This is a genomic window from Arthrobacter sp. Sr33, assembly GCF_054511195.1.
On record NZ_JBTNDD010000008.1, the window covers coordinates 112,001 to 136,126 of the forward strand.

Annotated in this window: 23 protein-coding genes; 4 read left to right on the forward strand and 19 right to left on the reverse strand. The window is 62.3% G+C overall.

Going from position 1 to position 24,126, the window contains the following annotated elements:
• From smpB to ACX80T_RS11995, 6 genes are all read right to left on the reverse strand, one after another.
• Complete coding sequence (gene smpB, locus ACX80T_RS11970; RefSeq protein WP_024476764.1) at window positions 1-474, reverse strand: SsrA-binding protein SmpB; 474 nt, start codon at window positions 472-474, stop codon at window positions 1-3.
• 87 nt (window positions 475-561) lie between these two features.
• Complete coding sequence (locus tag ACX80T_RS11975) at window positions 562-2,073, reverse strand: M23 family metallopeptidase (protein WP_019483083.1); 1,512 nt, start codon at window positions 2,071-2,073, stop codon at window positions 562-564.
• 28 nt (window positions 2,074-2,101) lie between these two features.
• Complete coding sequence (gene ftsX, locus ACX80T_RS11980) at window positions 2,102-3,016, reverse strand: permease-like cell division protein FtsX (protein WP_024476767.1); 915 nt, start codon at window positions 3,014-3,016, stop codon at window positions 2,102-2,104.
• Window positions 3,013-3,717 carry a cell division ATP-binding protein FtsE gene (ftsE, locus tag ACX80T_RS11985; protein WP_019483081.1) on the reverse strand — a complete coding sequence of 235 codons (705 nt, stop codon included), beginning with the start codon at window positions 3,715-3,717 and terminating at the stop codon, window positions 3,013-3,015. The genes ftsX and ftsE overlap by 4 nt, the downstream gene beginning before the upstream one ends.
• Window positions 3,718-3,876: 159 nt before the next feature.
• The gene (prfB, locus tag ACX80T_RS11990) at window positions 3,877-4,995 is read right to left on the reverse strand and encodes a peptide chain release factor 2 (protein ID WP_019483080.1); all 1,119 of its coding nucleotides are present in this window, start codon (window positions 4,993-4,995) and stop codon (window positions 3,877-3,879) included.
• 57 nt (window positions 4,996-5,052) lie between these two features.
• Window positions 5,053-6,183 carry a carboxylate-amine ligase gene (locus ACX80T_RS11995; protein ID WP_459304523.1) on the reverse strand — a complete coding sequence of 377 codons (1,131 nt, stop codon included), beginning with the start codon at window positions 6,181-6,183 and terminating at the stop codon, window positions 5,053-5,055.
• Window positions 6,184-6,403: 220 nt separating this feature from the next.
• Here ACX80T_RS11995 and ACX80T_RS12000 point away from each other — a divergent pair, with 220 nt between their 5' ends.
• Entirely contained in the window at window positions 6,404-7,543 is a 1,140-nt protein-coding gene (locus ACX80T_RS12000) for an NAD(P)-binding domain-containing protein (protein ID WP_459304524.1), read from the forward strand.
• Here the strand turns inward: ACX80T_RS12000 and ACX80T_RS12005 are convergent.
• The 8 genes from ACX80T_RS12005 to ACX80T_RS12040 all read right to left on the reverse strand — a co-directional run bounded on the left by ACX80T_RS12005 (window position 7,478) and on the right by ACX80T_RS12040 (window position 13,753).
• Window positions 7,478-9,067 (reverse strand): FG-GAP repeat domain-containing protein, encoded by a 1,590-nt coding sequence (locus ACX80T_RS12005; RefSeq protein ID WP_459304525.1) that lies wholly within the window; start codon window positions 9,065-9,067, stop codon window positions 7,478-7,480. The genes ACX80T_RS12000 and ACX80T_RS12005 overlap by 66 nt on opposite strands.
• 89 nt (window positions 9,068-9,156) lie before the next feature.
• Window positions 9,157-9,633 carry a pilus assembly protein TadG-related protein gene (locus tag ACX80T_RS12010; RefSeq protein WP_459304526.1) on the reverse strand — a complete coding sequence of 159 codons (477 nt, stop codon included), beginning with the start codon at window positions 9,631-9,633 and terminating at the stop codon, window positions 9,157-9,159.
• Entirely contained in the window at window positions 9,630-10,073 is a 444-nt protein-coding gene (locus tag ACX80T_RS12015) for a TadE/TadG family type IV pilus assembly protein (protein WP_024476772.1), read from the reverse strand. The genes ACX80T_RS12010 and ACX80T_RS12015 overlap by 4 nt, the downstream gene beginning before the upstream one ends.
• On the reverse strand, window positions 10,039-10,401 hold the full coding sequence (locus tag ACX80T_RS12020) for a TadE family protein (RefSeq protein ID WP_019483075.1): 363 nt from the start codon (window positions 10,399-10,401) through the stop codon (window positions 10,039-10,041). The genes ACX80T_RS12015 and ACX80T_RS12020 overlap by 35 nt, the downstream gene beginning before the upstream one ends.
• A gap of 58 nt (window positions 10,402-10,459) precedes the next feature.
• Window positions 10,460-10,651: a hypothetical protein gene (locus ACX80T_RS12025; protein ID WP_459304582.1), complete on the reverse strand. Its 192-nt coding sequence runs from the start codon at window positions 10,649-10,651 to the stop codon at window positions 10,460-10,462.
• 83 nt (window positions 10,652-10,734) lie between these two features.
• Window positions 10,735-11,676 carry a type II secretion system F family protein gene (locus tag ACX80T_RS12030; protein WP_459304527.1) on the reverse strand — a complete coding sequence of 314 codons (942 nt, stop codon included), beginning with the start codon at window positions 11,674-11,676 and terminating at the stop codon, window positions 10,735-10,737.
• Window positions 11,673-12,530, reverse strand: a complete 858-nt coding sequence (locus tag ACX80T_RS12035) for a type II secretion system F family protein (RefSeq protein WP_459304528.1) — start codon at window positions 12,528-12,530, stop codon at window positions 11,673-11,675. Before ACX80T_RS12035 ends, ACX80T_RS12030 begins: the two co-directional genes overlap by 4 nt.
• Window positions 12,527-13,753, reverse strand: a complete 1,227-nt coding sequence (locus ACX80T_RS12040) for a CpaF family protein (RefSeq protein ID WP_459304529.1) — start codon at window positions 13,751-13,753, stop codon at window positions 12,527-12,529. The genes ACX80T_RS12035 and ACX80T_RS12040 overlap by 4 nt, the downstream gene beginning before the upstream one ends.
• 247 nt (window positions 13,754-14,000) lie before the next feature.
• Between ACX80T_RS12040 and ACX80T_RS12045 the strand changes: the two genes are divergently transcribed.
• The gene (locus tag ACX80T_RS12045) at window positions 14,001-15,917 is read left to right on the forward strand and encodes a GH25 family lysozyme (RefSeq protein ID WP_459304530.1); all 1,917 of its coding nucleotides are present in this window, start codon (window positions 14,001-14,003) and stop codon (window positions 15,915-15,917) included.
• 102 nt (window positions 15,918-16,019) lie between these two features.
• Here the strand turns inward: ACX80T_RS12045 and ACX80T_RS12050 are convergent, their stop codons facing one another.
• The 4 genes from ACX80T_RS12050 to ACX80T_RS12065 are packed head-to-tail and all read right to left on the reverse strand — an operon-like array spanning window position 16,020 to window position 20,143.
• The gene (locus ACX80T_RS12050; protein WP_459304531.1) at window positions 16,020-17,204 is read right to left on the reverse strand and encodes a glycosyltransferase family protein; all 1,185 of its coding nucleotides are present in this window, start codon (window positions 17,202-17,204) and stop codon (window positions 16,020-16,022) included.
• Between the two features lie 47 nt (window positions 17,205-17,251).
• The gene (locus ACX80T_RS12055; protein WP_459304532.1) at window positions 17,252-19,051 is read right to left on the reverse strand and encodes an ABC transporter ATP-binding protein; all 1,800 of its coding nucleotides are present in this window, start codon (window positions 19,049-19,051) and stop codon (window positions 17,252-17,254) included.
• A gap of 13 nt (window positions 19,052-19,064) precedes the next feature.
• Window positions 19,065-19,472, reverse strand: a complete 408-nt coding sequence (locus ACX80T_RS12060; RefSeq protein WP_459304533.1) for a DUF2304 family protein — start codon at window positions 19,470-19,472, stop codon at window positions 19,065-19,067.
• A gap of 5 nt (window positions 19,473-19,477) precedes the next feature.
• Window positions 19,478-20,143, reverse strand: a complete 666-nt coding sequence (locus ACX80T_RS12065; RefSeq protein WP_237715291.1) for a glycosyltransferase family 2 protein — start codon at window positions 20,141-20,143, stop codon at window positions 19,478-19,480.
• A 107-nt stretch (window positions 20,144-20,250) separates the two neighbouring features.
• Between ACX80T_RS12065 and ACX80T_RS12070 the strand changes: the two genes are divergently transcribed.
• Together ACX80T_RS12070 and ACX80T_RS12075 are read left to right on the forward strand one after the other, a co-directional pair.
• Window positions 20,251-21,405, forward strand: coding sequence for a glycosyltransferase (locus tag ACX80T_RS12070; protein ID WP_019483065.1), 1,155 nt, complete (start codon window positions 20,251-20,253; stop codon window positions 21,403-21,405).
• Window positions 21,406-21,427: 22 nt separating this feature from the next.
• The gene (locus ACX80T_RS12075) at window positions 21,428-23,389 is read left to right on the forward strand and encodes a DUF6541 family protein (RefSeq protein WP_459304534.1); all 1,962 of its coding nucleotides are present in this window, start codon (window positions 21,428-21,430) and stop codon (window positions 23,387-23,389) included.
• Window positions 23,390-23,399: 10 nt separating this feature from the next.
• Here ACX80T_RS12075 and ACX80T_RS12080 read toward each other — a convergent pair whose 3' ends face one another.
• Complete coding sequence (locus tag ACX80T_RS12080) at window positions 23,400-24,125, reverse strand: ABC transporter ATP-binding protein (RefSeq protein WP_459304535.1); 726 nt, start codon at window positions 24,123-24,125, stop codon at window positions 23,400-23,402.
• Between the last annotated feature and the right edge of the window lies 1 nt (window position 24,126).

Sequence of the window (24,126 nt, forward strand, 5' to 3'; positions counted from 1 at the left end):
TTAGCTGCCCCGGTTCTTGTCGCGCATGTCCCGCAGAGCTTCACGGTTGTCTTGTTTTTCCCGCAGGGTCTGACGTTTGTCGTAATCCCGTTTACCGCGTGCGACAGCAATTTCGACCTTCGCGCGTCCATTCAGGAAGTACAACTGAAGCGGCACCAGGGTGAATCCGCTTTCCCTGATGCGCTGGGAGATCCGGGTCAGCTCGTCCCGGTGCAGCAATAGCTTGCGACGGCGGCGGGCTGCGTGATTGGTCCAACTGCCCTGCGTGTACTCGGGAATGTGGATGCCCTCGAGCCATAGTTCGTCATTGTAAAAAATGGCGAACCCGTCCACCAGGGACGCCCGCCCGGCCCGGAGCGACTTCACCTCGGTGCCCATCAGGGCGATGCCGGCCTCGTAGGTATCCAGCACCTCGTAATCGTGCCGGGCCTTCCGATTGGTGGCCACTACCTGTCGGCCACTTTCCTTGGGCACGGTACAACTCCTTCATCTCTGGGGGTCTTGCTCCTGGCTCACGCCTAGGGGCCGATTTGCTGTCCCCTCAGTCTACGGCGTCGGTGACTACAGCAGGCCCAGCGGGTCGACCAGGCTGCCGTTGAGCACCGTTTCAAAATGCAGGTGACAGCCGGAAGAGTTGCCGGTGGTTCCGGTGCGGCCGATCAGCTGACCGGCGCTGACCTTTTGCCCCGGCGAGACGTCGAAGCTGGAGAGGTGGTAGTAGTTGGTCGCCAGCGCGTTGCCCTGGACTACACCATGGTTCAGGACGATACGGTTTCCGGCGCCGGAGAGCGCGTTGGAATCAGCGAACCAGACTTCGCCTGCTGCGGGAGCGTAGAGCGGGGTACCGCAGCCCACACCGTAGTCGAGGCCCGTATGGGTGTACCCGCCCGACCCGTTGAAGTCGATGGTGCCGACCGGAGTTGCACGCCAGCCGAATCCTGAGGAAATGGGACCGCTGACAGGTGCCCGGAGACCGAACGCTGAAGGACTGCCGGATTGAATCGGCGCGATTGGCCTGACCGTGGCCGGGACGATTGGTTCAGGCGCGACTGGCTTGGGCGCCGGTCGTTGCGCGGCTGCGGCCGCTGCAGCCGCAGCGGCGTTGGCTGCTTCGGCAGCAGCTGCTGCCTCCGCTGCGCGGCGTTCATTCTCGATGCGGGCCCGCTCTTCAGCCTCAGCCTTGAGCCGCGCTTCCTCCCGCTTCCGCGCCTCTTCAATCAGACGTGCCTGGCGTGCGGCGATATCGGCGGTGACCTGCTCGTGGGCGGATTCCACCTCGGCGAGCTGAGCCTCAATGACCGGCTTCTGTTCTTTAAGCTCATCGGACAACGCCGAGGTGTCGGCGACCAGGGTGTCCACCTTGCTCTTCTCGGCCGCTGCATCATCACGGGCTATCTGCTCGGCCGCGAGAGCCTGTTCCGCCTGGGCTTTCAGGTCGAGGATTTCCGCCTCGACCGCCTCAAGACGTGCCTCCGAGTTCACATTGGTCGCGTTCTGCTGCGACAACTGGTCCATGGCAGCGTTCTGGCTCCGTAGTGCCTGGTCCACCATGTCGATGGAATTGGTGAGACTTTCAGTGCCCTCAGAGCCGAAGAGCAGGGACAGGTTTGAGGGTACTCCCCCATTTTTGTAGGCCTGGGTGGCGATCTGCCCGATCATCTCCCGGGTCTCTCCCATCGCTTCCTGGTCGAGATCCATCTGTTCGCTGATCTTGTTTCTGGTCTCCTGGGCCAAATCGACCCGTTGAGTGAGTGCAGTGACCTGGCCGGTGGCGGTTTCGACCCGGCCCTGTGCGTCGGCGAGGGCCTGCTGGGCGCCGGGCAGCTGGCCCTGGAAGACACGGAGCTGCGCAATCGTTTCGGAAATATCGGCGTCGAGGTATTCAATTGATTGCTGGACGTCCTCGATTTCCTGCTCGAGGGCGTTCTGGCGGTTATCCAATTCATCGGCGAATACCGGCGCGCTGAACCCGAGGGCGAGCGCGACAATCACCGCAATCGACGTGCCAGCGACGGTCTTGGTCACGACTGATTGTTTGGCCGACTTGGTCGACCAAGGATTTACAGCAGGCATATGCTCTCTTTCGTTCCTGGTCATTACTCTAAACCCTCAAGTAACGTCGGAGGGTCAGGAGTGATGACACCCCAGCCAGCACTCCACCCAGCAAGATGAGCAGGGGCGCAAGGAGCAGTACCTCAGTCGAGGAGATGAAGGCCGTTTCCGGGTACATCTCGGCGAGTACGCCGTTGAGGGCGAAGTGGGCTACCGCCCACAGCGTGCCGGTTGCCAACAGGCCGCCGACCACCGCCGCGATGACTCCCTCCAGGACGAACGGGAGTTGGATGACCGCTTTGCTGGCGCCGACCAACCGCATGATTCCGGTTTCCCGCCGGCGGCTAAACGCAGAAAGCCTGATCGTGGTTGCCACCAGCAACACGGCACAGAGCAACATCACCCCCGCTATGGTCAGGGCGATCGCCGACGCGACATTCATATAGGTGAAGAGGCGTTCCAGTAACTCCCGCTGGTCGCTCACGACGTCAACACCTGGGGTCGAAGAGAAGGCTTCGTTGATGACCTCGTACTTTTCCGGGTCAACCAGATTGACTCTGAATGATTCGGGGAGCTGGTCGGCTGTCACCGAATCGACAATTGGAGAATTCGCGAACTGGTCCTGGAAATGGCCCAGGGCTTCTTCCTGGGACTCGTATTCGACCGTCGAAACATATTCACTGAAGGAATCGGATTCGAGGATGGCCTGGATATCATCCCGTTGCTCGTCGGACACGGGTCCCGCCGCGCAGCTCGGTGAGGTGGAGTTATCCACGCAGAGGAATACGGCCACCTGAACGCGGTCGTACCAATACCCCTTCATCTGGTTGATCTGTAGCTGAAGGAGTCCCGCAGCCCCGACGAAGGTGAGGGAAATGAAGGTGACCAGAACGATGGAGATCACCATGGCAAGGTTCCGGCGGAGACCAGACCCTAACTCACCGAGGACAAACGCGAACCTCATTGCGCCGACACCTCGGTCTCGCCAATGTAGATGCCCTGCGCGTCGTCCCGCACCACTGAACCGTTGCGAAGCTCGACCACTCTTTTGCGCATGGTGTTCACGATGTCGTCATCGTGGGTTGCCATCACCACTGTGGTGCCGTTCGAGTTGATGCGGTCCAGTACTTTCATAATTCCCATCGACGTGGTGGGGTCCAGGTTGCCGGTGGGCTCGTCGGCCAGCAGGATTCCGGGCCGGTTCACGATGGCGCGGGCAATGGCCACGCGCTGCTGCTCGCCCCCTGAGAGTTCATGGGGCATCCTGTTGTTTTTACCCTCCAGGCCCACTGTCTGCAGTACGTCGGGCACTGTCTCCCGGATCACTGCACGGCTCTTGCCAATCACCTGCATGGCAAAGGCGACATTTGCGAAGACGGTCTTGTTGGGTAGCAGCCGGAAGTCCTGGAACACCACACCGATGCCGCGGCGCAGCTTGGGCACCCGCCAGCTTGGGATGTTGGCAACGTTTTGCCCTGCGACGTAGACGGCACCCCGGGACACCCGGTCCTCTTTGAGGACCAGCCGGATGAACGTTGATTTACCGGAGCCCGAGGCCCCGACCAGGAAGACAAATTCTCCACGATCGACTTCGAGGCTTACGGCGTCGAGGGCGGGTCGAGAGTTGTTGTCGTAGACCTTGGTGACAGTGTCGAATCTAATCATGACTACTTTGCGCCCATATGAAACTGCCAGTGCACGGGCATTTGCTGGGGGGAAGAAAGTACCGGCCACTAGACTATAGCCACGCCGCTGCGCCTTGCTGGCTCACCGTCGCGGTGTGTCGCAGAGCGTTTGGTGGGCCGGCAGGCCGCCCAAATCCGCCTATTCGGCCGGTGCAGCCCTGTTGTTGGCCCGCCACCTGATGCCAGCGTCGATAAAGTCGTCGATCTCGCCGTCGAACACTGCCGAGGTGTTACCGACCTCGTGGTCGGTGCGTAGATCCTTGACCATCTGGTACGGGTTGAGCACATAGGAGCGCATCTGGTCGCCCCAGGATGCCTTCACATCGCCGGCCATTGCCTTCTTCTCGGCGTTCTCCTGTTCCTGCATCTGAAGCAGGAGTCGGGATTGGAGGACCCTGAGCGCAGCCGCCCGGTTCTGGAGCTGGGATTTTTCGTTCTGCATGGACACGACAATCCCGGTGGGGATATGGGTCAGCCGCACCGCCGAGTCGGTGGTGTTCACCGATTGGCCGCCGGGCCCGGATGACCGGAAAACATCGACTTTGATCTCGTTGTCGGGGATCTCCACCGAGTCGGTTTGCTCAATCAGCGGAATCACCTCGACGGCCGCGAAAGAGGTCTGGCGGCGACCCTGGTTGTCAAAGGGGCTGATCCGGACCAGGCGGTGCGTGCCGGCTTCCACCGACAGGGTGCCGAAGGCGTACGGCGCCTTTACCTCGAACGTGGCGGACTTCAGTCCGGCCTCTTCGGCATAGGAAGTGTCAAGGACCTGGGTGGGGTACCCGTGGCGTTCGGCCCACCGCAGGTACATGCGGAGCAGCATTTCCGCGAAGTCGGCGGCGTCCACTCCGCCCGCGCCGGAACGGATGCTCACTACCGCCTCCCGCTCGTCGTACTCGCCTGCCAGCAGGGTCACTACTTCGAGCCGGTCCAGGGAGGCGCTCAGGGACGAAAGTTCCTTCACTGATTCTTCTCTGGACGCCTCATCATCCTCGTCCTGGGCCAGTTCCACCAGCACTTCGAGGTCTTCGATCCGCGAGTAGAGGGTCTCGAGGCGTTCAAGCGCCGACTGGCGGTGGGAAAGTTTCGACGTGATCTTCTGTGCGGCGGCAGGATCATCCCACAGGTTGGGTTCACCGGCCTGTTCGCTCAGCTCCGCGATGTCGGTGCGGATCGCTTCAACATCAGCAACCTGCTCGATGTTGGCGTATTTGGTGCGGAGCGCGCGGATTTCTGCGGGAAAATCGATGTTTGCCATGATTGAACCAGCCTACGTCATGGCGCTGACGGCGGCCGCTGGCTGATGGCGCCGCTGCTAGTCAAGCGGGCCCTGCTGGGTCCGCTCCACTGCATCGGTGATGAGGGCATCGGCACCTTCGCGCATCATGGCACGCTGATAGTCGGCGCCGGTGCCCCGGCGCTCGATCTGGTGCAGAAGCCGAAGCACGGTCGCTTCGTCGTCGTAGTCGCGCAGTACCGGAAGCACCCGCTCAATGAGGAGGTGCACGGCGTCGGCCGCCTCGCACAGCCCGCCCAGGACTGGGTTCACCAGAGGTCCACCAAACCCGTACCTGCTCGCCGTCCAACTCGCCGCCCGGAGATCGGCGGACGTGGCGCCGGGTGCTGGTTCACCGGCCCGCCAGGCTCTGGCACTTTCCTCCACGAGGGCCCTCGCCAGGGCGGCAATCAGAACGGCGTCGGCACTGAAAAGGCAGACATCGCAGACCCTGATCTCGACCGTTGGGTGCCGCTGGGCGAGCCTCGCATCCAGGTAGACCATTCCTTCGTCGAGGATGACCCCGTCATTCAGCCGGGCGCGGATCATCTTCTCGTACGAGGACACGGATCCAAACGCTTCATAGGTCCCCGAGGTGGGCCAGCGCAAATTCAGGGGGTACCGGTAGCTGGCGTAGCCGCTGTCCGCTCCGTTCCAATACGGAGAGTTGGTGCTGAGTGCCAGCAGGACGGGCAGCCACAGCCGGATCCGGTCCAGAACGGCAACCCCCTCGTCGGGGGATTCAATCGAGACGTGGATATGAAATCCGCAGGTCAGGTGTTCGGCGAGCGCAAGCCCATAGAGGTCCCTCATCCTGGCGTACCGGTTGTCTGGTGCCAGCCGGAGGGCCGTCGGGTGGATGCTGGTGGCCAGCGCCGCGACCCGCGCGCCGACCTGTTGGGCCGCGCGGTCGGCCTGGCGTCGGCCCCCCTGAATTGCTGCTGCCAGGTCCCCCAGAGCGGAATAAGGCTTGCTGATGACCTCCAGTTGTTGTTGCTGCAGTTCCAGCGTCAGTTCGCTGACGTCGTCGGCGGCGGGTACGACGCCGGACAACACCTGCGGCGCGAGCGGCGCCGGCCGGCCGGTGTGTTCATCCAGGAGCAGCAGTTCCTCTTCCACACCGAAGGTTCTTACCGCGGGACCGGTGGAGTTGATGTCTGCTGGCTGCACTGCCTGCCCCCTTCTGGGCGTCAGCTCTGCCAATCATCATCGGATTCGAAGATGAGAGCTTAGTCAGAAGGTTCCTCAAATCTGAAAATGGTGTCAAGGGTCAATCGCGGCAACGGCACCTGACGCCCCTTGAGCCATTTGGTGTGGATGGGGGTGGAATAAGCGAGGCCTGAGGTCAGTTTTAGCGGTGGAAGACTACGCGCACGAGTGAGAGGGCAGAATGCTGAGGACGGTCGTGATCGGAGCCGGGCAAGCTGGCCTGTCCGCGGCATACTATCTGCGGCGGCAAGGGCTTGAACCCGATGAGGACTTCGTGGTCCTGGACGCCAATGACGGCCCCGGTGGCGCCTGGCGTCACCGCTGGCCGTCACTCACCTTCGGCACTGCCCACAATATTCACGACCTGCCGGGCCTTGAGGTTGGCATCCCCGACCCGACCGAGCCCGCGTCGTCGGTGGTCAGTCGCTACTACGGCGACTATGAAAGGCAATTCGACCTCCCGGTACACCGCCCCGAGGCGGTCACCGAGGTGGTGTCCCCCTCCCCAGCCGGTCCATTGCGAGTAGTAACCCAGTCAGGCAGCTGGGATGCCGAGCTAATCATCAATGGCACCGGGACCTGGGACCGGCCCTATTGGCCGTTTTACCCCGGCCGGGAGCTGTTCCTGGGGAGCCAGCTTCATACCCACGATTTCCAATCTGCGCGGCACTTCCGTGGCCTGCACGTGGTGGTGGTGGGGGCGGGGACGTCAGCGGTCCAGTTCCTGCTCCAACTTGCCGACGCCGGCGCCACAACGTCCTGGGTCACTCGCCGTCCGCCGTCCTTCACCGGGCGGGAGTTCAATGCCGAATGGGGCAGGGAAGTCGAAGCCCGGGTCAACGAACGAACGGCGGCCGGACTCCCTCCTGCGAGCGTGGTGTCGACCACTGGTCTACCACTGACCCGCCAATATCAAGACGGGATAGCTGCAGGGATCCTCGTCTCGGTGGGTCCGATGCGGGCTGTCACCCCAGAGGGCGTCCTGTTGGCAGACGGGACAGAAGTCCGCGCGGATGTCATCCTGTGGGCCACCGGGTTCCGTCCGGCACTGGACCACCTCGCTCCGCTGAAATTACGGGAGGCCGGGGGCGGAATCCGGATGAAAGGGGTGCATGTGCTCAAGGACCCACGCGTGCTGTTGGTGGGGTACGGTGCCTCGGCCTCAACACTTGGCGCTACCCGCGCGGGCAGGGCGGCCGCAGTCGCCGCTGTGAAGCGACTGAGGGAGGTGGGGAGCCTGAGGGCTGGCGTGGCATCAGAAGATCAGGTTCAGTCCGTTCCACCCAGTGCCCACCTGCATTCGGGGCAGCCAGCCCCCTGAGCCGTTGCCCGGATACAGCCACAGAATCCCCCGGCTGTCACGAGCAAGGACATCGGCGGTGCGATCCCCGTTAAAGTCGCCGGGGCTCATCACCGCTGTCATCGAGTTCCAGCCGTGCCCCACCCTCGAGCGAGGCAGCCATCCCCCTGTGCCGTTCCCCGGATACAGCCACAAATAGCCGTTCGCTTTGTCGCGGGCCAGCAGATCTACCCTGCCGTCGCCATTGAAATCACCGGGACCTACAATGGCGTTGAAGGCGTTCCAGTCGCTGCCGACCCGGACTCTCGGCAGCCACCCCCCGGACCCATTCCCCCGATACAGCCAGAGATAGCCGGTGGTCCGTTCCCGGGCGAGAACATCCACAAACTGGTCTCCGTTGAAATCCCCTGGCCCCACAATCGAATTGAACACATTCCAGCCATGGCCCACCCGGATGCGTGGCAGCCAACCTCCGACACCATTCCCCCGGTACAGCCACAGATACCCGGTAGCCGCCTCCCGGGCAAGCACATCAGCGGGACCGTCACCGTTGAAGTCTCCCGGGGTTTCAAGGGCGTTTATTGGAGCCCAGCCCACGCCGATCCGGACACCACTCCACGCAGTGCCATCTCCCTTTCCGCGGTACATCCGGAGATCACCGGTCGCTGTGACGCGAGCCAGGATGTCGTTGTTCCAGTCACCGTTGAAGTCGGCGGTGGAACGGGACAGCGTCGATGCGGGGATGGCCAGGGGTGTGAAGGCGTAGGGCTCGCAGGTCAGGTTGTAGTCCCGGGTGTCGTCGTACCACTGGGAGAGATAGACGCGCCCGCCGGAGAAACTCGGCTGCCGGCAGCGGTCCAGGGCCTCGGTGGGATAGTCGAGCCTCCCGGCCGTCGCCCACACCGGCACCCCGGGAAGTCGCCAGGATCCGGTGATCTCCGCCCACCCCGAGGCATAGGAGTAGAGGCCGTAGGAGAAGCCCGCATCGCGGAGCCCGCGCATCAGTCCATCGATGATGAGCCGGTTGTCGCGTTGCTGCGCCGTGGTGCTGGTGGGCCACGGCTGGGCTGGCCGGGGTTCGACGTCGATCCACACCACCGGTGGCCGGAAGCCGATCCGGTTCATGCTGGCGACGGCGAACCGTGCTTCCGAGTACCCCACGTTCGATAGCCGACCCGCACGGGTACTGCTCGCCCACGGCCCCCGCGCACCATAGGTATTCAACTGGGCAGCAGTGGGAAACCCTGCCATTGCGTAGCCATGGGTCGACTTGTTATTGGTTTTGGTCCAGATGACCTGACTTGCCAGGCATGGGTTTTCGGTGAAGGGCAGACCCTTGGTGAGTCCGATAACGACGAACTGGGTTGACGTCGGCGGCATGGGCAGGCCGAAACCGCCGTCCGCGGGCGGGCATTGGGGCCAGGAGATATCGTGACCGTAAAGGGGGGCGGCCTGCGCAGGGGGTGCAACTGTCACGAAGCCGAAGAGAAGCGCCAGCGACGTTCCAATCGCCAATGCCATCCGTCTGAGCGAGCGAGCCATCATGTGAACCACCTCATCCAACTAGATCATTTTACCGCCGATCAGGGGTTTGGGATGGGTCAAATTCCCGCCAATTTGATCGTTCCGAAGTCTCAGCGGGTCAACTCGGAGCGGGCCTCGGCGGTCACGGCGATGGGGATCCCCTCCGGTACGAGAAAGTTCACGACGGGTGGATGGACAACCGCAGTCAACACCACCTGGGCCGTCCTGTTGTCAGGTGCTCCGGTCCCCGGGTCCATCGTCAGCCCGTCGAAGCGTGCGCTGGCACCGGTCAGGTGAAGGTACTCCTGCACCGTTGTCCGGACCAGCGTGGCATCCAGTGCTGGCAGGGGTGCCTCCGCACCCGGAAGCGGCTCGGCCAGTCTGAAGGTGTCGGCGGCGGTCAGGGCCGCGCCGTCGGCAACTGACAATAGCTTTTGCCGGTCGAGGTAAACAGCCGATGCGGCGAGCACCACGGTCAGAACTAACAGGGATAAAAGCAGGTATCCGATCACCATGACTATGACCTGCCCCTCCTCGGGTCCGGAAGTATGAACTTCCCGGACCGAAGGGAACTTAGGGCGGGTCATCTGAACCGTTCCACCAGTTGTGTCGCCGACGAGTCGACGACCACGACCGAATCGTCGACGCTGTGTCCGGGCGGCATGAACGGCAAGTTGATGCCGAGCCGGACACCGACCGTCACTCCTGAACCGGGGGTGAGGCATTCGCCGTTGCAGTTCACCTCGATCTCCGCTTCCGACGCGTCGAAACCGAAATCGTTCAGGACGAGGATCGCTGCCTGATGCGCCTGAGAGGTCGCCTCAGGCAGCGATTCCTCGGTGACGTAAATTTTGGCTGCCTGATCAGCGGCCCCGACCACGGCGAAGGAACCCGCCTGCAACCGACCAATGGTCAGGACAAAGTAGATCACCGGCACCAGCAAAACGAGTCCGAGGAAGACAAATTCGACGACGGCGCTCCCCCTCTCCTGTTCAGCTGTCGGTGGGCTCGCGTGGAAGCACCGCATGACCAGTCACCTCCAACACTCCCGCGGGACCGATCAGGCCGATCACTGGCAGTGGCGCCCGGACGGTCACCGCCAGCAGCGACAATCCGTTCTGGTTGATTTCGTCGACGGAGATTTGCTCGGCGTATCCATCGCTGAGTGCAGTGGAGATGATGACTCCAGTTCGCTGTTGCGCGTCGGCTGCGGTCCGATCAGCCAGCGTTCCGTAGCGTGCCCCTGACGACGCCGCATCAATCAGGGTGTTCCGGACGTGAAGCACCAGGGTGAGCTGGATGACCGCAACGAAAATGACGGTCAGGAGTCCCCCGATCAGTGCGAAGTCCACCACCGCTGCCCCACGCTCGTGGCTGGTATAACCGTCCGGTTCTCTCCTCACCGGTGGCCGATCAGGGGCTGACGCGACTGATCGCGTCATTGAAAAGGTTCTCCAATGCCGGACCGGCCAGAGCGAGCAGCGCTGCTACCAGTACCGCGGACATTAGGGTGATCATCACCCAGCCGGGCACATCTCCTCGCTCGGACGGGTCATCCGCTGCGTTGTTCACCGTTCTCACCAGCCGGGTGAGCGCGAGCGCCAGGTACAGGTGAAGAGCTTGCAGGATCCGGTAAATGATTCGGTTCAGTTTCACTTTTTCCTCTTCCGTCGACACTGGTGGGTGGATTACAGGCCAAGGCTGATGAGTGCGATGCCTGGGTACACGGCAAAAAGGACCGTCAGGGGAAGCACCCCAAAAACCAGGGGGATCATCATGGCGATCTCCTTCTTCCCGGCTGCTTCCATCAACTCGCGTTTTGATACATCACGGACGTCCTGCGCCTGCGCCCGGAGAACATCGGCGAGCGGAGTTCCACGCTGCACAGCGACAGTGATGCCATCCACAAAACGCACCAGTGGTGTCAGCCTGGTCCGGTTCGAAAAATCCTGCAGAGCAGTCATTAGCGGCGACCCTGCTCGGGTTTCCGCGAGCACCCGCTCGAACTCCCGGGAAAGCTCCCCGTTAGATGTTCGACAGATCCGCTCGAGGGCACCCGTCGCGCTTTCGCCTGCGCTGACCGCGAGGGCCATGAGCTCGGCCAGGCTCGGGAACTCGGCCAGCATCCTAGCTTCCCTTCTCCGAATCTGGACCGACAGGAAGTAGTCCCGCAACACGTAGCCTCCCACCGTGCACCCGATCACGATGGCTACAGCGGGAAGCAGGCCGATGCTGCCCGACATTGCCAGGGATACCATCAGGAAAGTGGATGTGCCAAGGCCGAAAGCTGCCCACAGTATTTGCTCGGCCCGAAAGTCGGCCACCTGTTGCTCCTGACCCGCCTGCGATAGGCGTCTCGCGAGGGCTGCGGACGCCGGGTTGAACCGGCCCAGCCAGCGGACGACGTCGTCCAGTACCGGCCGTGCGATGCGCTCGATTGGCCCAAATGGGCTCACTGATGACGGCGGTCCATCCAGTAGCCGGGAACGAACGTCCACTGATTTCAGCTGCGGTGCTACACGGTCAACGAATCGTGCTGGTCGAAAGAAGGGGACCCGCACCAGAATAAGCCAAAGACCAGCCCCGAGGAAGCCGCCCATCAGGATGGCCACTGCCTGGTGGTCCATCATCGCAGTACTCGTTCGTCCTGGGGCAAGGCGCCGATCCGGAGCATAATCCGGTAGCAGACCACCGAAACCACCAGACCGCCAATTAGCACTCCGGCACCCGTGGCGGTGTTATAGGCTCTTACCGCTTCCGGGCGGGTAGCGAGCAGCATCAGCACGAGCCAGGGGGCAGCAACGGCCAGCCGCGCAGCATTGATGGTCCAAGACTGGCGGGCTTCCAGTTCGCTTCGTGTCCGGGCGCTATCCCGCAGAAATTCCGCGAGCGTGCCCAACAGCCGTCCAAGGTCGGAGCCACCTACATCCCGAGTCATTCTCAGCGCCTCGATGATGCGATCTGCGACCGGATCAGCGAGTCTGGCTTTCAACCGCTCCAGGGCATCATCGAACCGGGCGCCCGCGCGGTAGTCGTCGCTGAACGCGGTGAAGGCATGACGCAGCTCTGTAGGACCCTTCTCGCCCAGTTGGCTGATGGCTTCGGGCAGGGACAGCCCTGCGCGGATGGCTGATCGCAAGTGATCGACGACGTCGGGCCAGAGTTCTCTGAGTGAAGCCGCCCGACGACGCGCGCGCCACCTGACGACGCCCACGGGTAGCAGCGAACCGAACAGACCGAAGCAGGCCGCGATCGGAGGAGACCCTGTGAGGACGAGCACCGCAAGGAAGACCACCCCTCCGATGCCCAGTGACGTGGCAATCAGGCCTCCCGCTGAGACAGCTTCGATACCCGCGCGCAGCAGCAGGTCGTCAACTCGGCGGTTTCGGCGAGTAGTCTGCCGACTTTTGCGGGGTTCAGCCCAGAAGGACCACCAGATCATGAACAGACCCGTTCCGAGTCCTGCCCCGATGACCGTAGTCATGTCGCTGGTTCCAGGAGGCGGGCAATCTGGAAACCTGCACTGGCGAATTTTTCTTCGGAGGGCATGGCGAGCGCCGTGACAACGAGGTCACCGTCGACTCTTTGAAACACGGTCGATGATTCGATGATGCCGTTTTCCACCCGCCTGCCGAGGGACAGAATTTCAGTGACCCTCCTGCGTCCGTCTCGAAAGCGTTCGCAGTGAACCACGAGATCGATGCATGACGCCACCGTGGGCACCACAAAAGCACTAGAGATGTTGTCGCCGGCCAGCAAGGGAAGAGTGCAGATCTTAGTCACTGCGTCATGGGCGCTGTTGGCATGCACGCTACACATCCCCGGCAGCCCGGAATTAAGGGCGACCAGCATGTCAAGGCTTTCCGCCTCACGAACCTCACCCACGATCAGCCGGTCGGGACGCATCCGAAGCGCTTCTTTGACCAGTCTCCGGAGCGGAATCTCCCCCTGTCCTTCCAAATTGGGTGGTCGGCATTGCATCCCCACCACGTCTCGCAGCGGAAGCTTGAGTTCGAAGATCTCCTCGACCGTCACCACCCGTTCCCGGGAACCGATACTCGAACCGAGACAGTTCAGCAGGGTTGTTTTACCGGCCTGGGTGGCACCCGACACCAGGATGTTCAGCCCGCTCACTACGGCTGCGTCCAGGAATCGGGCAGCTTGCGGCGACAGGGTCCCCAACCCGACGAGGTGTTCCAGCCGGGTCGCTTTGGCAATGAACTTTCGAATATTGACTGACCAATGACGGCGCGTCACATCCGGGATGACCACATGGAGGCGTGATCCATCAGGCAGTGCAGCATCCACAAACGGAGAGGATAGGTCGAGCCGTCTGCCCGATGACTTGAGCATGCGTTCGACCAGGTCGTGGATTTGCTGCTCGCTCAAAACCAGCGAGGTCAACTCTGATTCACCGGATCGCGCCACGAAAATCTCGGTAGGTGAGTTGATCCAGACCTCTTCGACTGTCGGGCCATCGAAGAACGGCTGCAAGGCGCCAAAACCGGCGACGGCGTCGAACACAAACTTCTGCGCCACGTCGCGCTGCCCGAGTTGTGGGAGTGTACCGAGCATGGTGCGCTCGTCGTAATCGTCAACGGCGGCCTGCACCAGGCGCAACACCTCATCACTCTGCCGGGCCGGATCTAGCCCACGACGGCGGATGAGCTCACGAACCTCATCCTCGATAATGCGTACGGCGTCCATAGGAGTCCCTTGAAACAGGGCAGCCCGGCCTCTGGGGCCGGAACGCCCGAGACCGTGGGTGTAACCGGTGAATGCACTACAGGATAGGGGAAACAGGGGTCTTCGCCCACCCCCTGGTCGGGCGCTGTGGATAACGATCAGCCTTGCCGTAACAGCTGCATCTGTAGTCACATCAGTCACAGTGGGCTATCCTCGAGGGGACGACGCCCTCTCTCGCCTCGGGCTCGCATTACTCGGAGACTTTTCTGTGAACCACTCTCGCGCCTCTACTGTCCTTGCCGCCGCATTCCTTACCGCAGCGCTAGCTGCTGGGTCGGTGCCAGCCATCGCCACCCCGCAACCCGTCCCACCAGAACCGACCATTTCGGCGCCGGCTGACGCAACGCCACCCGAATTGACACCTGCTGGTCCTCCTGATGGCCCCACGACGCTGGCTCCTGTCGAGCCGGAGATCGTCGACCCTGAGATCGTTGATCCGGCGGCTGAGACTCCGGTGCCCGCTAAGGTGGCGCCCGCAGAGGTGGCACCTGAAGAACTTACCGCTGCCGAATTAGCCGCGGATCCTGAAGCACTTGCGAAACTGATCGGTCCCCATGGTGCGAGCCTGGGGCAAGGCGCCGAGCGGATCGCCGAGTCCGGTGATCCGCAGATCCCAACCGCCCGGGAACTTCAGAACCAGTCAACTTTGAGCGACGCGCCTGCAGCAGCTACCGATCCTGCGGCGGTGAACCTGTGGCGCCCCCAAGGCACATTGGGCGTTGACGTCAGCAGCTACCAGGGCAACGTCAACTGGTCGGCGGCGTGGAATCAGGGTTCCAGGTTCGCCTACACCAAGGCCACCGAGGCGACGAGTTACAAGAACCCCTACTACAGCCAGCAGTACACGGGTTCGGCAAGCGCTGGCATGGTCCGCGGCGCCTACCACTTCGCCATTCCAAGCATCTCCTCGGGAGCCGCGCAGGCCAACTACTTCATTAACAACGGTGGCGGTTGGTCGGCCGACGGCAAGACCCTTCCCCCGCTGCTCGACGTCGAGTACAACCCCTATTCCTCGCTCGGCAACTCCTGCTACAACATGAGCACCACCGCGATGGTCAACTGGATCCGGGACTTCTCGAACACCATGCTGGACCGCACCGGTCGCGTACCCATGATCTACACCACCACCGACTGGTGGAACCGCTGCACCGGGAATTCCACCGCCTTCACGGACCATCCACTGCACATCGCCTCCTACAACAATGTGGGCGCGGGCACCCTCCCCTCTGGCTGGAACAAGTACAGCCTCTGGCAGTACACCAGCGAAGGTCCAGTGGTCGGCGACTGGAACGTCTGGAACGGCAGCGCCTCGGCCCTTGCGAGCTTCGCCCGCAACTCGACACCGTCGGCACCGGCCGCACCCCAGCGCCCCGCAGGCCCTTCGATCCGTTCCTCGGCCGATATCATCGCCATCGACCGATACGGCAAACTGTTCAACTACCCGGGCACCGGACGAGGCGATGTCTCATCGAAGATTCAGATCGGGCACGGTTGGTCGAACACCCGGTCCATTCACACCGTGGATTGGAACGGCGACGGCGTCATCGACATCCTCGCCCAGTGGACCAACGGCCGTCTGACCGTCTACCCTGGCCGAACCACCGGCGGCTTCTACTCGCCGCAGGTCCTCGCGACGTCCGGGTGGGGCGGAATGAAGGTGACAGTCGGCCCATGGCTGCGGGGCTCGCGGCCCACCATCATCGGCACTCGCTCGGACGGAAGCCTGCACTACTGGCCCCAGAACAGCAACGGCACCCTGATGTCCCCCCGCCAGATCGGCCACGGATTCGGCAGCATGTCGGTTGTCATGACCGACTTCGACGGCGACGGTCGTCAGGATCTTCTCGCCCGCAACACCGCGTCCAAGCTGGCGTTGTACCGCGGTGCAGGGACCGGCGGATTCCAGTATGAGAAAAGGCGCCTGGTTGGCACCGGCTGGCACACCACCCACACCATGGACAGTGTCTCAGGCTTCGCCGGTGCGGGGAGCAGAGGCATCATCGCGAAACGCCATGACGGCACCCTGCACTATTACCCGATCAACTCCGGTGGGGTCTGGGGCTCCTGGGCCCAGTTCGGCCACGGCTGGTCCTCTCTCACCCTCGCTGGCACCCGGCTGCAGTAGCCGGTAGACCCTGCACCAACAGATCAGGCTCCGTCCCCTTCAGCTGGAAGGGAACGGAGCCTGATCTGTTGGGGGCCGCGTAGCGGTCAGACAGCGGGAGTGCTAGGCGACGCCTGCCAGTTTCTTGACAGCAGCGATCCATGGTGCGGCAACGTTCTCGGCGCTGAGGGTTCGCGCGGCCTGGTGTGACGCCTGCTTCATCTCGGCGACCTGCTCGGGGGTCAGGCCAATGAGCACCTGCGCTGCTGACTCGGCGTCGAAATCCTTCGACACCACACCGAACCCGTGCTCCTCAACCACACGCTTCATCTCCGGTGATGGGCCAATGAGGACGGCGAGCCGCGCCTGGACGAACTCGAACAGCTTGTTCGGGAGCGCATGCAGCATGTTGAAGTTTGCTGGCGGGCAGAGGTAGAACCCGATGTCGTAGCCGTGCAGGAGACCGACGATTTCCTCGAACTTCACCGGTGGCAGCATCCTGATAACCCCGCCTGGCACTGCTGCCGCTTTCACAGCCAGTTCGTCGATGTAATCCTGTTCGCCGGGAACCAGGACGACGTCGAAGGTGACGCTGCCGGGCTTCAACTCGTTGGCGCGGGCGACGGCGTCCATCATGATCTCGATTTTTCTACCACGGCCAGCAGCCCCGGCGTGAATCAACCGCAGGGGCGAGTGGACCGGTGACGGGCTGTACCGATCGTCATAGTAGGAGGCATTCGGCACGACGGCGGGCTCAGGAATGCGGTAGACCGACGCATATTCCTCAGCGATGCCCTTCGCGACAGTCGAAACGGAGTCAGCCTCGGTCACGTACTTGCGGCATGCCCAGTCCATCAGTGGGCCGACCAGGAGTTTCCACTGCAGCTTGTCCTCGCCCTGGCGTGGCGCATACTCGTGCAGGTCTGCGTGGATACCCTTGCGCGGCCGCAGGGCAACAGCGGCGGGGACGGCCAGTGCGTCGTTGGCGACGATCACGTCAACGCTGCCAGCCGGAATGTTTTTCAGGACGTGCTTGACACGGTTGGAGTCGAAGTACAGCCGTTCGTGGAACCGCGCCCCCAGGAGTATAGCCACCTTCTTGAAGTCCGGCCGCCACGGCTTGAACTCGACCGGAATCTCGATGTGCTCGACCACCCCTTCCGGAGCGGCTCCGTACCCGCACGAAAGGACGTCAGCGAACTCGCTAAAGAACTGGATCTGCCGCAGAACCCGGGGGTCCCGGTGGATGGGCGAGAAAGAGAGCACAAGAATGCGCGGACGAGCTCCGGGAAGGTTTCCCTCGGTCATGGTTTTACTCCAGAGTTGGTTGATTGAAGGAAAATGGGAAGGACAGGCTAGGTGAGCCCGGCCAGGGCAGCCTGCTCGGCGAAGTCAGGCATCTGGGCGATGACCTCGGCGAAGGTTCCCTGAGCGGCCAGCTTGCCGTCGGCGAAGAAAAAGACCACATCGCTGTCCCTGATGGTTGACAACCGGTGCGCGACGGTGATTGTGGTGACACTCCCAGTCAGGTTGCGGACGGCCTGGGTGACCGCCGCCTCTGTGGCGGTGTCGAGTGCACTGGTGGCCTCGTCCATGACCAGCACCGCCGGATCCGCGTAGAGTCCGCGGGCGATACCGAGCCGCTGCCGCTGCCCACCGGACAGCGCCATTCCCCGTTCACCCACGGCGCCGAGGATGCCGTCAGGGCGCTTTTGAACTGTCTCAAGCATCTGGGCCCGATCCAATGCACGGCGAACCCGATCTTCATCCACCTGCTCGGGATCCCAGGTCAGGGCGACGTTCTGGGCAATCGAGGCATCGAAGAGGGATACTTCCTGGGGCACGTAGCCCACGCGGGATCGCCAGGAGTGGAGCACAGCGCGCATTGGCACTCCCCCCACCAGCACCTGGCCCGAGCTGGGCAACAAGAGGCCCAACAGCAGATCGATCAGCGTTGATTTGCCCGCGCCCGACGATCCGACCACTGCGACCCGGGACCCCGAAGGGATGGTCATGGTGACGCCACTCAGGGCCGGCGCCTCAGCACCGGGGTAGGTGAAGGACACGTCCTTGAGCACCACATCGGGGACGCCCTGGGGAAGCTCCGACTGGTCAGGCTCCTCTTGGTCCTTAGCGCTGGCCTCGGACTCCTTGATATCGGCGAGAACCTGCTCAGCAAACGGCGAGTTTGAATGCACCATTGACAGGATGGCCTGGAACCGGGTCAGGGACGGGATGATCCTGAACCCGGCAACACCGAAGAGAGCGACGGCGGCGAGTGCGTTGGTCACCGGGTCGACGCCGGACGGGCTGGTGAGCAGCCCTACCCCACCGACCAACATGAAGCCGCCAATCAGGCCGGCTTCCAACACGAACCGTGGCACTTGGCCCAGGAAAATCGCCAGTGCCCTCGCCTTGGATGAATGGATGCGGTTATTGTGGACTGCCTTCTCAACATCTGGGGAGGCTCCGCGCAGGGTGACTTCCTTCAACGCGCCAACCGCTTCAGTCAGCAGGCGCACGGTCCTGAATGAGAACTGGCGGTTGCGCCTCCCATTGGCGACGGCCCGCTTGGAGATGCCGCGGGAGAGCAGGAGCGCGATCAAGCCAAGGTAGATGATTGCGGTGACAGCTGTGATCCAGTTGCTGACGAACAGGACGCTCACGACGGCAATCACCGACACGATCTCGCCGGCGAGGCCCATCGAGGGCATGAGCACACCTGAAACCGTCAAGGACACACCGGAGTCGACCGAGCGGACCAGTTCCGCCGAGTTGCGTTTGAGGCGGTCCACCCAGGGTGCACGCATGTAGGCGCTCAGCAACCGGTCGCCGATGGCTACCTCGTGGGAGGCGAACCGGGAGGTAGCGTAGCGCAGGAGCAGGATGTTCAGCCCGCTTTTGATGATCACGAGTGTGCAGAAAACCGCGAGCACGGTGATGTAGTGGCTGACCTCGTCAATCCGACCGAACGGTCCAAGGTTCACCGTGCTGCCGGTGATGATGCTCGACATGACAATGGCCAGCAGGCCAAGAGCCACCACGTCAATAAGGGAAAGCAGCGAGGAAAGGATGGCGTAGCGCAGGAGGAAACGGCGGGCGCTCGGAGGAAGGACCGCCAGAAGCTGGCGGTTAATGCTAATAAGTGATTTCATGGCTCCCGCAAGATTAGCTTAGTTGGGTCCGCGGAGGATCGTCTGAAGGGGCTCCGGGCAGTCCCGGCGTGCCGGTATCCGCCTCCCACACGCGGGGCGTTTCGTCGAGCGCGACCCGTCGAGCCAGCCTCGTCAGGGACTCTTCCATGTGGCGATGCCGCTGGGCGGAAGAGGCCATGAAGACCATGAAGCTGACAATGAACCCGTAGAGGACTAGGTCGGTGCCCCGCCCGATGCCGAACGCGTTCGCCAGCCCGGTCAGCAATTCCGGCAGGAAAATGGACAGAACAGCGATCAGCGCGAAGGTTAGCAGGAGGATCCGGCGGATAGCGAGGTGGCTGGCGTTGGCGCCGCCGCGCATCAGCACCAGTGAGCCGAGGATCACAGCAAGGACTAAGACAATCTGAACAATAAAGAGCATTGGGTTCACCTGAAGAAGAGATCGGCAAGTATGTTGACACCGTTGAGTAAGGACTGGCCTTTGGCTTTGGAATAGTCCGTATAAATGATCTCAACTGGATGTTCTGCCAGCCGTGGCTTGATTTCAGCCAGCTGGTGGATGAGTTCGGAGGCGTGGGCCATCCGGTTTTGTTTCAGGTGGATCCTGCGGGCCACTTCGGCATTGATCACACGGAGACCGTTATGGGCGTCGGTGAGCTCAAGGCCCGTTGACATCCTCGACTGGAACGCCACTGTGCGCAACACCAGCCGTTTGAGCGGCGAGATCTTGGTGCGGCCGTCCAGGAACCGTGATCCAAGTACTACTTCGAGCTCCCCCGAGTGGACCCTGGCGAGCATTTCCTGCGCGTCCTGCACCCGGTGCTGGTTATCGGCGTCGAACGTGATGACCGCGTCGAGTGCGGGATCCTGCAACGCGTACTCAAGGCCGGTCTGGAGGGCGGCGCCCTGACCCAGGTTGAAGGGGTGGCGGACGACGACGGCGCCCGCCGCCGCTGCGGCTTCAGGTGACCCATCAGTGCTGCCATCATCGATGCAGACAACGTGGGGAAAATATGGGAGGAGTCCTTTGATAACGCCACCTACAACGGTGGCTTCGTTATACATTGGTATGACGACCCAGGAGCGACTCACAGAGGTAAGTATTCCATACCTTCCTTAGCCAGATCCTCAGCCTCACCGGCGAGGGTACGCCGCCTTCCGGGGCAGCTAACCAAGGTCGAACCGTTAGGCTTGCGGTCATGACCCTCCGTATCCTCTGCATCTCTTTCTCGGACATCAACGCTGATTCCAGGGTTCTGCGGCAGGTTCAGACGCTTGCGGCGTCCGGTTCCGTAACAACGGTCAGCTACGGCTCGGCGCCCCCCGGGTCGACGACTCATCTAGAGGTCGACTCGGCACTTCCGTCCCTGCCACAGACCATCCCGGGAGTACTTGGACTCGCCCTGCGACGTTTCACCGCGGCCGGCTTACAGGCGCCAGCAGTTCAGCAAGCCCGCGATCTAATCGGCAATCTGCAGTTCGATCTGGTGGTCGCAAACGAGGCGCGCGCCTTGCCGCTGGCCCACCTTGTTGCAGGCGGCGCGCCGGTCCTCGGGGACATGCATGAGTGGGCACCAGAGGAGAGATCCCACGTGCTTTCCTGGAAGCTTCTGGTGAAGCCCTACATGACGTGGGTGTGCCGGACGTATCTGCCGCGCTCAGCCGGGGTGATTACCGTCAACGACTCGATCGCCCGCCTCTACCGTGAACGGTTCGGATGCGACGTCGAGGTGGTGCGCAACTCCGGTCCTCTGCGTCACCTGGAACCGTCGGAAATGGTGCCCGGCAAAATCCGCCTGGTCCACAGCGGAGCAGCGGTGCCCGGCCGGAACCTCGAGGCGATGATCGAGGCAGTCAAAGCCCTTGATGACCGGTTCAGCCTTGACCTTTACCTGGTGAAGGCTCGCGACGGCGGAAAATATTGGGAGACGCTTCGCGCGGCCGCCGGAACTCAGGACCGGATCATTTTTCACGATGCTGTTGCTCCGGACGCCCTACCTGCCACCCTCAACGGGTACGACGTCGGGGTGTTCAGCCTGCCACCCCGAACCACCAACCACGCTTTCATGCTCCCCAACAAATTCTTCGACTTTGTCCAGGCGCGCCTCGCCATCGTTTTCAGCCCATCACCGGAGACGTCTAAACTAATCGAGGACCATCAGCTCGGGGCAGTAACGCAGGGCTTCACGGCCGAAGACTTGACCCGGACCTTGTCCGCGCTCACAGAGCGGGAAGTCAACCAGTACAAGCGGAACGCCCACTCTGCGGCTCCGGAGTTGAGCAGCGCAACAGACGAAGCAGTGATTCGGGCCATGGTGCAGCGGCTTACAGCCTCGCGGCCCCAGGCGCGATGACCCAGGAAAAGGTGAAGTACCGATGAGTTGGTGGCAGGCAGCCCCGATCATCCTGATGACTCTCGTCATCCTGATGGTGCCAGGGTTCCTGGTGGCGAGGGCCTGCGGTGCCCGCGGGTTCACCTCGGTGGCTCTCGCGGCCCCCATCTCCGTGTCCCTGGCATCGGTCGGCGCAATCCTCGCTCCCTTCCTTTCCATCACTTGGTCACCGGCCGTGCTGATCGGTATGACAGTTCTGACCGCCGGTGGCGGTCTCCTGACCCGGTTCCTCTGGCAGCGTTCCCGCGGTGAGTCGTTAATGGTCATTTATCGGCCAACCCGCCCCGGAGTGATCACCGGCGCCCTGTGCTCTGTGGCCGTCCTCGTTCCCGCAGTCATCATTGGGGTGCGCTTCACCCAGATGTTCATTGCCCCGGAAAACATCTCGCAGTCCTATGACAACATTTTCCATCTGAACGCACTTCGGTACATTCTTGATACGGGGTCGGGATCCTCCCTAACACTCGGCAACCTCACCAATGGGGGCACTGGGCTTAGTTTTTACCCCGCGGCATGGCATAACCTGATCTCCCTGGTGGCCCTGACTACGGGCGCGTCGATTGCTGTGGCAGTAAATGCAGCAAATATCGCCATCGGCGCCGTTGTCTGGCCTCTGTCAGCCCTGTTCATGGTGACCCGGATCGCCGGCATGAAGCCCCTCCCGATCTTGCTCACCGGCGCCCTGGCAGCGGCTTACCCTACGTTCCCTTACCTGATGGTGGATTTCGGCGTTCTCTACCCCTATTTGCTGTCTATCGCCCTTCTTCCGGTGGGAATAGGGCTCGCCGGCATGATGCTGGGGGCAGTCCAGGACCCGTTGAACGGCCGATTACTTGCCGGAATGGGCCTCCTCGCAGTCTTGCCGGCTATTGCTCTCGCTCACCCGAGCACCATGATCGCTCTCTTCCTATTCGTCGTACCTCTCGCCGCCCTGGTGCTGTGGCGCACTACCCGGCAGCTGGTCCGCCAGGGTGCACCGTGGTATCGGCACATCGCACCCCCCGCACTGTTTATCGCCTATCTGGGGTTCACCTACTATTTCTGGATATCCTTCCGCCCGTCACTGCAGAATTCCCTCTGGGCGCCGTTCCTGAGCACCACTCACGCCGTCGGCGAAGCTCTCGCCATTGCGCCGATGCGCGGTGAAATCAACTGGATCATGCTCGTACTGACCCTGGTGGGGCTAGCGGCCACCATTAACGCCCGGAAGTACTGGTGGGTGCTCGGGATCTATGTCACCAGCGCCCTGCTGTATGTCAACGTGTCCAGCGTCGAACAAGGCGAACTCCGTCATTTCTTCACCGGTCTCTGGTACAACGACAGCAACCGACTGGCTGCCCTTCTGCCGGTAGCTGCTATCCCCCTCGCAGTGTTGGGCGGGGCTGCCATTCTTTCAGCGTTCGTTCGCCGGACGACCAACTGGCGGATCCAACAGCTGGCCAGTTGGGCGATCATCATCATCGGGTGCACCGCGATCGGGTTCCTCGGCCAGGGACAGGCAGTTGAGAATGCCCAGGCCAAGGCCCGCGGGGAGTACGTCCTGGACCGCACCTCGGAACTGATCACCAGCGATGAACTCGCACTCATCGAACGGCTGCACCAGTCAGTTCCCGAGGACGCCCTCGTGGTTGGAAACCCCTGGACCGGGGCTTCTCTGGCGTACGCCCTGGGTGACCGGAACGTGCTTCTTACCCACGCGTCGAGCCGAGCTACAGGAGATGCGGAACTGCTTATGAACCGGTTGGATGAGGCAGCCACTTCTCCGGAGGTGTGTCCGGCCGTTCAAGAGCTGGGGGCGTTCTATGCCTTGGACTTCGGCGATGACGAGCTGCACGATGGATCGCACCCCTACCCAGGCTTGGACAACCTCGCCAATGCCCCGGGGGTAGAACTAATCGACCGCGAGGGACCAGCAAGGCTCTACGAAATCACCGCCTGCCGCTAGGACATCCGGCTCAGTTGCGCATCCTCGACACCACATCAGCAACGGGCGCATCCATCACGATTCGTCCATGTTCAAGCAGCACTCCCCGCTCGCAGACCTGCGCCACCAGATCCAAGTCATGGCTGACGACAACCAGTGTTTTGCCTGCCTCAGCGAGCTCCATAATCTTCGCAATACACTTCTTCTGGAATGGCTCATCCCCGACCGCCAGAATTTCGTCGACAAGGAAGACTTCAGGATTGGTGTGCACTGCGACAGAGAAGGCAAGGCGAAGGTACATGCCCGAGGAGTAAAACTTCACCTCGGTGTCGATGAACTGACCAATTTCCGAAAAGTCGACTATCAAGTCGAAGAGGTCGTCGATCTGCTCCTCGGTCATTCCGAGGATAGCGCCGTTGAGGTAAACGTTGTCACGGCCGCTGAGATCGGGGTGGAATCCGGCGCCGACCTCGATCAGCCCTGCTACCCGGCCTCTGGTCCGCACCGTGCCGCTGTCCGGGAGCATGACCCCAGAGATGTGCTTCAGCAGCGTCGATTTGCCTGAGCCGTTAAGCCCCAACAGGGCGACAGACTCGCCCTGGCGCACCTCGAGCGAAACGTCGTCGAGGGCGTGAAACTTCTGGGACAGGTCGCCCTTCCGTCCCTTGACCAGCCAGACGAACGCCTCCTTGATGGAGCGGGTGTGCCGCAACACGAACTGTTTGGAAATGCCACGTACTTCAATTGCAGTCGTCATT